This window comes from Lascolabacillus massiliensis (assembly GCF_001282625.1).
Lineage (GTDB): Bacteria > Bacteroidota > Bacteroidia > Bacteroidales > Dysgonomonadaceae > Proteiniphilum > Proteiniphilum massiliensis.
The window spans coordinates 1,143,863-1,155,450 of the sequence record NZ_CTEJ01000002.1; the positions used below are offsets into that span (position 1 = coordinate 1,143,863).

Consider the following 11,588-nt stretch of genomic DNA (forward strand, 5'->3'; position numbering starts at 1 on the left):
TTTAGTCTTCATGAAACAACTAATAGGACTGTTTTCTGATTTTACAGGTAAAAAAAATCCCTCTATAGAAGTTTTGCCTACTTCTGGCTCAAACCGTAAATATTACAGACTTCAAAGTAATAATATTTCATTAATTGGTGTACATGGTGAGTCAGTAGATGAAAATCGCGCATTCATCTGTTTAGCCAGACATTTCTTGGGCAGAGGTTTGAATGTACCTGAAGTATTAGCTGTATCTGACGATGAGATGTTTTATATTCAACAGGATTTAGGAGACACAATACTTTTTGATACCATAAAAGGAGGCAGGTTAACCGGTGTTTTTAGTCACCAGGAGAAAGAGCTTCTTCATAAAACCATATATTCATTAGCTGATTTCCAGATTAAGGGGGCACAAGAACTTGATTTCAGTATATGCTATCCTCTTTCTGAGTTTAATCTTCGATCAGTAATGTGGGATTTGAACTACTTCAAATACAGTTTTTTGAAGACCACAGGTATGGATTTCAGAGAAGACCTTCTGGAAAATGATTTTGAAAAACTTGCCTCAACACTTTTAGAGGATAAGTCAGATACTTTCATGTATCGCGATTTTCAGTCACGTAATGTCATGCTTGTTGACAGCTCTCCATACTTTATTGATTTTCAAGGAGGGAGAAAAGGTCCGATCCACTATGACGTTGCATCTTTTCTCTGGCAAGCTAAAGCAAATTTCTCTTCTGATCTAAGAGAAGAGCTAATTAAAACATATATTACGTCACTCGGCAAATATAAACAAGTTGATGAGAGTGAATTTAAATATCGTTTACGTCAGTTTGTACTTTTCAGAACACTTCAGGTATTGGGTGCATATGGTTTCCGCGGATATTTTGAAAAGAAACCTCATTTTATTCAGAGTGTCCCTTTTGCTCTTAACAACTTACGTGAACTACTTCGAGAGGGATTCAGTGAATATCCATATCTTGACACACTACTGCGGGAGATGGTTGATCTGCAACAATTTGCAGACACACGTAAACGAGAATTGGAGGTAAAGGTTTACAGTTTCGCCTATAAGAAAGGAATACCAAACGATGTTTCAGGTAATGGAGGAGGCTACGTTTTTGATTGCCGTGCTATAAACAATCCCGGGAAATTTGAAAGGTATAGCAATGTTACCGGACTGGATGAATCTGTCATTAAATTTTTGGAAGATGATGGCGAGATAGTAGATTTTCTTGAAAACATTTATCCATTAGTCGACATGCATGTTAAGCGATATATGGAAAGAAATTTTACAAACCTGATGATCTCCTTCGGCTGTACGGGAGGTCAGCACCGTTCCGTTTATGCAGCACAGCATGTAGCTGAACATATACATAAGAAGTTTGGTGTAAAGGTTTCTCTTGTACATAGAGAACAGAATATTGAGCATGAGTTTAAATAGGTATTGTCAGTAATCTCATGAAAGCAATGATATTTGCAGCCGGACTCGGCACTCGTCTTAAACCAATAACAGATACAACTCCCAAGGCATTGGTGCCTGTTGGGGGTAAACCATTATTGCAGCATACTATAGAGAAGCTCAAACTGGCAGGATTTGATGAGATAATAATAAATATCCATCACTTTGGTGATCAGATTATCGATTTTGTGAAATCCAATAAATATTTTGATATAAGAATTGAATTCTCTGACGAACGTGCATCACTTCTTGATACAGGAGGAGGAATAAAAAAGGCTTCCCATTTTTTTAACGATAATAAACCCTTTCTGGTACATAATGTAGATATCCTTTCAAATATAGATCTGAATCAACTCTATAATTACCATTTAAACAATAATGCTGTAGCAACACTTGTATGCAGTTGCAGAAAAACATCCAGGTACCTCTGCTTTGACTCGGAAAGACAACTGAAGGGGTGGGTTAATATTAAAACCGGTGAGGTGAAATCCTCTATTCCCGAATTCAATTCTAACCAATATATTCAGATGGCATTTTCAGGCATTCACATAATTAATCCTGAAATATTTAACCAAATGCATAAGTTTGAGGACAGGTTTTCAATCATAGATTTTTACCTATCCATCTGCAATGATGAGAAAATAGTATACTACTCCAATGAAAATAGTCAAATGATTGATGTAGGTAAAATGGAGTCACTGGAACAAGCAAATAAATTTTTCTCTTAGCATCTATTTATTAAATATTTTTATTAATAGTGAGTAAGGTATTAATTGCTATTGATCATTTTTATCTATCTCTGAAATTAACATATTTTTCTCTCCTGACTTCACAGTTATTCCCTATACTCTGATAGTAAAACATATATTCTACTTGTTGGAAGCTACTTATAATTTTTAAAATAAGTGGTTACTTTCAATTTCAATACTTAAGAATTTATATCAACTCCACCAGACTTATTAACATAATATAGTTAATTATCGTTAAGTATATAAAGTATTTAATCAACACTTTGCATTATAAATATTTTTGTAGTTAATTTGCCATATAGTTAATTTTTTTATTTAGTAGGTTATATTTGAATTTATATTTAACTATTAGTGGCAATGAATAGAATGATTTTTATCAAAAAACAGTGAGAAAATGTTAGACTATAATAATTTAGAGAAACTTTATAAAACTGAACTTTTAGAAAACGTAGTACCATTCTGGTTATTTAAATCTCAGGATAAGGAATTTGGAGGTTACTTTACCTGCCTTGATCGGGAAGGTAATGTATTTGATACAGATAAATTCATCTGGTTACAAGGAAGGCAAGTCTGGCTTTTCTCAATGCTTTACAATAAAGTGGAGAAAAAACAAGAGTGGCTCGATTGCGCTATACAAGGTGCTGAATTCTTGAAAAAATATGGTCACGATGGTAATTATAATTGGTACTTTTCACTCACAAAAGAGGGAAAACCTTTAATAGAGCCATATAATATTTTCTCATACACATTTGCCTGTATGGCATTTGGTCAGTTAAGCCTTGCCACTAAAAACAACGAGTATTCTGAAATTGCAATAAAAACATTTCAAAAGATACTTTCCAAAAGAGAAAATCCAAAAGGTAAATGGAATAAAGCTTATCCTGGAACACGCCAACTGAAAAGCTTCTCCTTACCTATGATTTTAAGCAACCTTACACTTGAGATTGAGCATCTTCTTGACAAAGAAACGATAGAGCGAACTATGGAAGAATGCATTCACGAGGTAATGGATGTGTTCCTTCGTCCTGAGCTGGGTGGAATTATAGTGGAAAACCTAAACGCAGACGGGACATTATCAGATACATTCGATGGTCGTCTAGTTAATCCCGGACATGGACTTGAGTCTATGTGGTTCATTATGGACCTGGGTGTCAGACTTAATAGGAAAGATTTAATTGAGAAGGCCGTAAAAACAACATTAACTTTAATGGAATACGGATGGGATAAAAAGTACGGTGGCATTTTTTATTTCATGGACCGTAAAGGATTTCCACCTCAACATCTGGAATGGGACCAGAAACTATGGTGGGTACACATTGAAGCGCTTATAGCTTTATTAAAAGGATATCAACTTACAGGTTCTGAGGAGTGTATTGCCTGGTTTGAAAAGTTACACGAATATACATGGAATCACTTTAAAGACAGTGAACACCCAGAATGGTGGGGATACTTAAATAGAGAAGGTAAAGTTTTACTTGATTTAAAAGGAGGAAAATGGAAAGGTTGTTTTCATGTTCCCAGAGGCCTATTCCAATGCTGGAAGACATTAGAACAGATTAACAAACAATAAAAGACTTATAATTTAATATAGTTATCAAATAATATCCATGTTACTAATTGAAAATGAAAATGAAAATGCGTAAAACAGAAAAAGCACTGAGAGGATGGCTGTTAAGTCTATTCCTGATTTTTAGTTCAGCCTCACTCTTTGCACAAAACATCACAGTGAGCGGAACGGTTACTGACAACGTGTTCAAAGAACCACTAGTCGGAGTAACCATTGTAATTGAAGGCACAGCCGATGGAACAGTCACTGATATTGATGGAAACTACACAATTGACAACGTACCATCAAATGGCAATCTTGTTGTATCATACGTAGGAATGCAATCTCAAACTGTTGCAGTTAATGGTCGAAATACGATTAACATTGTTTTAAGAGAAGACAGTGAATTACTTGAGGAAGTAGTTGTAACCGGTTATGGTGGTACTCAGTTACGTAGTAAATTAACTAACTCTATTGCCAAAGTATCAGAAGAAACACTTACAGTGGGTGTGTACTCCAACCCTGCTCAAGCACTTTCAGGTGCTGTTTCTGGTCTTAGAGTTATTCAATCATCCGGTAATCCGGGTGCAACTCCACAAATTGTACTTCGTGGAGGTACAAACCTTGACGGATCAGGTTCTCCTCTGATTATGGTTGATGGCCAGTTAAGATCAAGCTTAAGTGATATTAACCCTGCAGATATTGAATCTATGGAGGTTCTTAAAGACGCAGGTGCTACTGCTCTTTACGGAGCCAGAGCCAGTAATGGAGTTATTCTTGTTACAACAAAGAACGGAAAAGCCGGTCAGCGTGCATTAAACTTCTCAGCTAAATTTGGTTTAAACTATGTGAATAACCCATATACATTCTTAGGTGTTGAAGATTATATCACATATCAGAGAAATGCATACAACAATACACCATGGGCTTCAAAAGCTTCACTTAATGCTGCCAACCCACTTGGTACAGGTAATGTATATAATGAAAGAATGGTATGGAATCTAATGAATCTGAATGATGACAATAAATTCCTACTTGAAAAAGGATGGAAAACCATGCCCGATCCTATCAACTCTCAGAATACATTAATATACAGAGAAACTGATATTGCTAAATATAGTTTTGTTGATCCTTCATTTACTCAAGATTACAATATTAATATGTCAGGTGGTAATGATAGAGGAACATACTATGCGGGTGTTGGTTATAACCACTCAGAGGGTTTACCAATAACTTCGTTCTATGAAAGATTAAGCTTTGTTTTAAATGGTAGCTACAAAGTTACTGATTGGTTAACAAGCAAATCAAACTTCAACTACAACCGTGCAGACTGGAATTCGATGCCTCCAACTCAAACAAGTGAAGCAAACTACTTCGGTCGTATTCAATCTATTCCTCCAACAGCACGTTTCGAAGATGAAGATGGAAATATGTTGCTTGGAGCAAACTCAGGTGATGGTAACCAGTCATACCAAGCTCATAGATTTATGAGAGATAACCAGACTGACAAATTTACTATGATTCAGTCATTCGAAGCAAAATTCTTAAAAGACTTTACAGCCAGAGCATCAGCACAATGGTATTACGACGAAGGCTTTTATGAGTCATTTAACAAAGACTACGAAACAACTCCAGGTAACTGGAATCGTTCTAGAAACTCTTCTGCACAGTTTGACAGGAGTATTAATCAAACTTATAATGCGACAATCAACTATGATAAACTACTTGCTGGTAAACATGATGTGAGTGTTCTTCTTGGTATGGAGTATTTTGACAGACATACCAAAGGATTTAATGCATCAGGTGGTAACGCACCAACAGATGATTTCTGGGATTTAGGATTAACTGACAGTGGTGAGAATAAGAGAGGTATTGACTCATGGCACTCAAGATATCGTATTTTATCTTATTTCGGTCGTGCTAACTACGACTATTTAGGGAAATATCTACTTTCAGCAGTATTCCGTCAGGATGGGTACTCATCGTTATTAGGAGATAACCGCTGGGGATTCTTCCCTGGACTTTCTGCAGGATGGATCTTTGGTAATGAAGATTTTGTAAAAGAGAACTTGCCAGCACTTTCTTTTGGTAAACTCCGCACAAGTTATGGTATTAACGGTAATGCAAGCGGTATTGGTGCATATACACTACAAGGATCATATAATCCTCAAACATACAATGGCCGTACAGGTTTCTTAATCGGAGCACTTCCTAACCCAGCCTTAAGATGGGAAAAAACCCGTACTTTCGAAGTTGGAGTTGATGTTAGTTTCTTTGAGAATAAATTGAATGCAAACCTGACATATTATAACCGTTTAACAATGGATAAATATGCAGCATTTGCACTTCCTTCAACCACAGGTTTCTCATCTATTACAAATAACAATGGTGAGTTCCAGAACAAAGGTGTTGAATTAGAACTTTCCGGAAGAATCATAAATAGAGAAGACTTCAGCTGGAATATGAGTGGTAATATCACATACAATAGAAACATTATTGTATCATTACCTGATAACGGTTTAGAAAAAAATCGTCAGGGTGGAGTTCAGATTTATACAGGAAATGGAGATGAAACTGTCTTCGTTGGTGGTTACCAGGAAGGTCAGGAACCAGGACTATTAGTTGGTTACAAATTTGAAGGGCTTTATAAAAGTGTAGATGAAATACCAGGAAATCTTGTTGTACAAACAGGGAATGCTCAAGGTAAATATCAGTATGGACCTGATGCCTATAATGCTCTAACAGATAACCAAAAGGCAAATGCGATACTAATAGAGCCAGGTGATGCTAAGTGGAAAGATATTAACGGTGATGGAGTAATTGACAATTTTGACCAGGTAAAAATTGGAAACACTACACCACGCTGGACTGGTGGTTTTAATACAAACTTCACGTATAAAAACTTCACTTTATATGGAAGATTCGACTTCGGATTAGATTTCTGGACATATGACAACTCAACTCCATGGTTCCTTGGAAATATGCAGGGTACTTATAATACAACAACTGATGTATTTAATACCTGGACACCAGAAAATCCAAATGCAAAATTCCCACGCTATGTATGGGCTGACCAATTAGGTACTGGTAATTTAAATCGTACATCTACTTTATTTGCGTATAAAGGAGACTATTTGGCATTCCGTGAAATATCTCTTTCATACTCACTACCACAAACAATTGCTAAAAAGCTTTATATGCAGGCAATGAATGTTTCAGTTACAGGTCAGAACCTTGGTTATCTGACAGCAGCTCCGGTTGCAAACCCTGAACGTTCTTACGGAGCCGGAATTGCAAGTGGCACAGGTTATGGATTACCTAGAACTTTACTTTTTGGTGTTAACGTTACATTTTAATCAATTAAAGAAGAATTCAATATTATGAAGATTTCAAAAATAACTATATTATCAAGCTTGCTGATGTTGCTTATTGGGGCTACAAACACATCATGCAGCGACGCACTGGATCTTGGTCCTATCGACTATTACGGAAGTGAATCGTATTGGAAAACAGAAGCTCATGCTGAAGGTTATATCGATGGTATTCACAAACATCTTAGAGATGCTGCATGGCAACATACAATTACATTTGGTGAGTTAAGAGGAGGACATTACATTACTGGTACCAGTGGTGACGGATCTTCAGTGTCAGGAGGAGCAATTGCAAGTCAAAACTTTGACTCAAACAATACGGGTGTCACAAAGTTTGGTGATTTGTATGGCAGAATTACTAACCTGAACCTTTTCATTGCCAGAGTATCAGATGCTGATTTTATTGGAACTGATAAAAAGAATTACTTCCTTGGTATAGTTTATGGCTTAAGAGCATTCTACTATTTCGACCTATATCGTATATATGGTGGTGTACCCTTACGTTTAGGTGTTGAAGTTATTGATGGAGAGTTAGATCCTACAAAGTTGTATTTACCACGTTCTACTCCGGCAGAGGTAATGGCACAGATCAAGAGTGACCTGCAGAAATCACTTGACTATTTTGGAGATGTAAACAGTTTCAACCCTTATGGAATGGGAAGCAAGGTTTACTGGAACAAAGCTGCCACAGAGGCGCTTATAGGCGAGGTATATTTATGGAATTCAAAAGTTACTACCGGTAATAATGCAGCTAATGTTTCTGATCTGGCTGTAGCTAAACAGCACCTCCTGAATGTAGTAAACAATTACGGACTAAGTCTTCAGCCTAATTTTGCAGATGTTTTTGATGCAAGAAATAAAGCTAACAGTGAAATTATCTTTGCTATTCGTTTTGCTGAAAATGAAGCATCAAACGGATTTGGAAGCTATGTCTATAATATAGGAACAGGGCAGACAACCAATAGTTCTTATCTGGAAGATGGATCTTTATTTGTAGACCCACTACAGGTAGCCGGTTCAGGATCAATGCAAAGATATGAATACAAGGAAGAGCTCTTCCGTATATTTGATGTTGAAGATAGCAGACGTGATGCTACATTCCTTGCAGCATATTATAAAGACGATGAGGGTAATCTTACTTACAGAGGAACCCATGTACGAAAAAATATTGGTCTGATAAATTCTAGTGGTATTCGTATATGGATTGGAGACATGCCTTTCTACAGACTCTCATGGGTATATCTGACTTTAGCTGAAATTGCCAATATGGAAGGTGATAATGCAAAAGTTGAAGAATATATAAACATTGTTCGTGAACGTGCATATGGTGAAAACTGGTCGCCAGAGTTTGCTTATGAAGCAGGTGACTTTACAGCAAACGAGCTTGCAATCCTTGCAGAGAAAGATAAAGAATTTGTTCAGGAAGGACAACGTTGGTGGGATATACGTCGTATGACTCTTACCAAAGGAGGAAAACCTCTAGTGTTTACACCACAGGCAAGTTTTAATGGTGAGCCAATTTTGAATGAGTCAACAGAAGCTCATAAAGTATTATGGCCTATTGATAGAGCATTGCTTGATAATGATGATGCCTTAGAGCAAACTCCTGGTTATTAAACATTTCATTCTCTTTATTAATCCAAAGATGGCGATATTTTATTACATTTATCGCTATCTTTGGATAGTTTTTAGATGACTACTCATTTGCTTATGAGATACTTAACTAGACAATCAGTTATATTATTGTTTTTATTTGCCTTTGTAGCCTCAATTCAGGCTCAGAATGGCAATCACTCCACTTTCTATTATCAGAGAGTATCATTATTTGAGAAACTACCTGTCTCTAATGAAGATATTATCTTCCTTGGAAATAGTATTACCAATGGAGGAGAGTGGGCTGAACTGCTGAATGATATAAGAATCAAAAACCGAGGTATCAGCGGAGATGTTTGTCAAGGAGTACTTGACAGACTAAACTCAATTATAGATGGAGAGCCTTCTAAAATATTTCTTTTGATTGGAATAAACGATCTCGCAAGAGGTATTTCATCGGACAGCATAGTATCCGGTACAGAGAAAATTATAGATAGAATAAAGTCTGATTCACCAAATAGTTTAATCTATATTCAAAGCATTTTACCTGTCAATGATTCATTCGGTATGTTTAGCAGACATACCAAGCATAAAGAAATAATCAAGTCATTAAACAACAAACTCGAGTCTCTTGCAAATAGTAAAAAGGTAAAGTTTATAGACCTGTATAGTCATTTTGTAACTCCGGGTACGAACAATCTTAATCCTGAATATACAAATGATGGACTACACCTCATGGGAGAGGGATATATAAAATGGATAGAAATAATTAAACCATATATATATGAATAATACTTGGAGCAAAATAGTTCTTATTGTTACTTTTTATTTATTAGTAACTTCTTCAATTTTTGGTCAACCTATCAAGATTGCCTGTGTGGGGAACTCTGTTACATATGGTATGGGAATTGAGAATCCTGAAGAAAGATACCCTGCTCAATTACAAGTAATGCTTGGCAATGAATATGAGGTAGGAAATTTTGGTCACAGCGGAGCTACCTTAATGAAACATGGATACAGACCCTATTGGAATTTACCTGAATTTAAAGAAGCTGTTGATTTCAGAGCAGACATCGTTATAATTCATTTAGGATTAAATGACACAGACCCAAGAGCATGGCCGAAGTACAGAGATGAATTTGTAAGAGACTATATTAACCTGATCGATACATTCAAACAAGTAAATCCTGATGCAGATGTTAAGATTTGCAGGATGACTCCAATATTTACCGGTCATTCGCGCTTTGAATCAAGTACCAGAGATTGGTATTGGCAGATTCAAGAAACAATTGAAGTGATTGCTGAAATTAGTGGTGTAGAGTTGATTGATTTGCATACGCCACTACATAAACGACCAGACCTTTTCCCGGATAATCTGCATCCCACTGGTGAAGGTGCAAAAATAATTGCAGAAAAAGTATATGGTGCCATAACAGGTGATTATGGAGGTTTAAAACCAGCTTCAATATTTACCAGCGGTATGGTACTACAAAGGAATAAACCCATAATATTCTGGGGTACAGCTAATGCTAACGAAATAGTAGAAATAGAATTCAATAATCAAAAAAGAGATACTTCAGTAAACAGGTCAGGCAAGTGGGAAATTGAATTCCCTCCTTTAGAGGCAGGTGGGCCATACATCATTACAATCTCAAATGGTAATGAGGTTATCAGCTTGAAAGATATACTTATTGGAGACATATGGTTATGTTCAGGTCAGTCAAATATGGAGTTCCGACTTAATCAGGCTGCTACTTATTCTGATGATATAAAGGATGCAAATCTGCCTGAAGTAAGATTGTTCAATATGCAGCCTGTTGCGTATACAAATAATGTAGCATGGGATAAAGAGACGCTTGATAAAATAAATCGACTTCAATATTTTACCAAAACCGAATGGAAGAGAACTACACCTGAAACAGCAAAGGATTTCTCGGCAGTTGCGTATCATTTTGGCAAAACATTGCACCAGGAGACAGATGTACCGATCGGACTTATACTGAACGCTATAGGTGGATCTCCGGCAGAGGCATGGATAGACCGTTTTACTTTGGAGCACCATCCTCGCCTTGTTGGATTGTTTCGTAACTGGAAAAACAATGATTATATAAATCCATGGTGCAGAGAAAGAGCAGAAAAAAACAGTGAGCTCTCTGAAAACCCTTTACAACGCCACCCATATCAACCTTCTTATCTTTATGAAGCTGGTATACAGGACATCACAAGACTAAATATCGCAGGTGTTATATGGTATCAGGGAGAATCAAATGAACAAAATGTTGAATTGCACGAAGTAATTTTCCCTACACTGGTTGAAAGCTGGAGAAATGCATGGAGTGATGATCTGCCATTTTACTATGTACAGTTATCCAGTATGGCTGTGGGCAGAGAGACTTGGGGGCATTTCAGGGATAGTCAGCGCCGGCTCATGTACGAAATCCCAAATAGCGGAATGGCTGTTTCCTCTGATCTTGGAGACAGCACCGATGTTCACCCTCGTGAAAAGAGACAAATAGGTGAGAGGCTTGCTCGCTGGGCATTAAATAAAACATATGGTGTTGATGATATTATACCTTCTGGACCTCTGTTTCATGATTTCTTTATAGAAAATGATACAGTTTATCTCTCTTTCGAGTATGCTGAAGGACTTAGAACTTCTGATGGAAAAGCTCCCAGATCATTTGAGCTTGCTGAATTCCCGGGACTCTATTATCCTGCTGATACAGTAATCGAGGGAAATGTGATTAAAGTAACTTCTTCTAAAGTCAAAACTCCAAGATATGTAAGGTACGGTTGGAGTTCTTTTTCAGATGGCAATCTTATAAACATTGAGGGATTGCCCGCATCAACATTCTCAACACAGTTTAATAATAATTCACGATAGA

The 11,588-nt window shown here is 36.7% G+C and carries 7 protein-coding genes; all 7 read left to right on the top strand.

The window, feature by feature from the left end; all coding sequences use genetic code 11:
* The first annotated feature begins 10 nt into the window (after positions 1-10).
* On the top strand, positions 11-1,426 hold the full coding sequence (locus tag BN1354_RS09610) for a RapZ C-terminal domain-containing protein (RefSeq protein ID WP_045090665.1): 1,416 nt from the start codon (positions 11-13) through the stop codon (positions 1,424-1,426).
* Positions 1,427-1,443: 17 nt separating this feature from the next.
* On the top strand, positions 1,444-2,172 hold the full coding sequence (locus BN1354_RS09615; RefSeq protein ID WP_053826963.1) for a nucleotidyltransferase family protein: 729 nt from the start codon (positions 1,444-1,446) through the stop codon (positions 2,170-2,172).
* Between the two features lie 415 nt (positions 2,173-2,587).
* The gene (locus BN1354_RS09620) at positions 2,588-3,763 is read left to right on the top strand and encodes a n-acyl-d-glucosamine 2-epimerase (RefSeq protein ID WP_053826964.1); all 1,176 of its coding nucleotides are present in this window, start codon (positions 2,588-2,590) and stop codon (positions 3,761-3,763) included.
* A gap of 86 nt (positions 3,764-3,849) precedes the next feature.
* The gene (locus tag BN1354_RS09625) at positions 3,850-7,095 is read left to right on the top strand and encodes a SusC/RagA family TonB-linked outer membrane protein (protein WP_053827260.1); all 3,246 of its coding nucleotides are present in this window, start codon (positions 3,850-3,852) and stop codon (positions 7,093-7,095) included.
* 24 nt (positions 7,096-7,119) lie between these two features.
* Positions 7,120-8,727, top strand: a complete 1,608-nt coding sequence (locus tag BN1354_RS09630) for a RagB/SusD family nutrient uptake outer membrane protein (protein WP_053826965.1) — start codon at positions 7,120-7,122, stop codon at positions 8,725-8,727.
* Between the two features lie 93 nt (positions 8,728-8,820).
* Positions 8,821-9,495, top strand: a complete 675-nt coding sequence (locus BN1354_RS09635; RefSeq protein ID WP_053827261.1) for a GDSL-type esterase/lipase family protein — start codon at positions 8,821-8,823, stop codon at positions 9,493-9,495.
* Positions 9,488-11,587 (top strand): GDSL-type esterase/lipase family protein, encoded by a 2,100-nt coding sequence (locus BN1354_RS09640; RefSeq protein WP_053826966.1) that lies wholly within the window; start codon positions 9,488-9,490, stop codon positions 11,585-11,587. The genes BN1354_RS09635 and BN1354_RS09640 overlap by 8 nt, the downstream gene beginning before the upstream one ends.
* Position 11,588: the final 1 nt, after the last annotated feature.